The organism is Pseudorhodoferax aquiterrae, from assembly GCF_014652235.1.
Classification (GTDB): domain Bacteria; phylum Pseudomonadota; class Gammaproteobacteria; order Burkholderiales; family Burkholderiaceae_C; genus Pseudorhodoferax; species Pseudorhodoferax aquiterrae.
In genome coordinates, this window is record NZ_BMYK01000088.1 from 1 (window position 1) to 710 (window position 710).

A 710-nucleotide genomic window follows, 5' to 3' on the forward strand; every position below is an offset into this window, starting at 1 on the left:
ATGGCGCGGTTCAGTTCCGCCAGGTTGATGAAGCGCCGCCCACGCAGCCGTGCCAGGATCCAGCGCTCCACGACCTGCACGCCAACCTCCACCTTGGCCTTGTCCTTGGGGTGGGCCGGGCGCGCCGGCAGGATGGCCACGCCGTAGTGCTCGCCCAGCTCGGCCAGCAGCCGGTGCGCCGTGGGCTCGTAGCGGTCGGGCCGGACCATCAGCGCGCGCGGCTGGTCGGGCACCAGCAGGCGCGGCACGCCGCCGATGAACTGCAGGGCGGCGATGATCGAGCGCACCCAATCCTCGGCCTGCTGTGTGCGCGTGGCGCAGGCGTAGGTCAGGTTGGAGGCGCCCAGCACGGCCACGAAGATCTGCGCGCGCGTGACCTCCCCGCTGAACATGTCCACCAGCTCCACCGTCTGGCCGGCGTAGTCCACGAACAGCCGCTCGCCGGCTTTGTGCACCTGACGCATGGAGCGCTTCAGGCTGCGGGCGAAGGCGGCGTACTTCTCGCAGAAGGCGCTGTACTTGTACGCCCGCCCGCCGTGGGCGAGCTGGTACTCCTCCCACAGCAGTTGCAGCGTCACGCCGGGGCGCTTGAGCTGCTGGTGCAATTCGGACCAATCGGGTTCCAGGTGGCGCGCGCTGCGCGCCACGGGCGCCGGGTGCAGCCGGGCCTGCAGGGTGTCGTCGTCCAGTTCGCGGGCCTGTGCCCAGTC

1 protein-coding gene is annotated in these 710 nt (G+C 70.8%); it reads right to left on the reverse strand.

From position 1 onward, the window contains the following. Positions 1-710: IS21 family transposase (gene istA, locus IE209_RS33645; RefSeq protein ID WP_189691202.1), on the reverse strand; the 710-nt coding region annotated here is incomplete at both ends.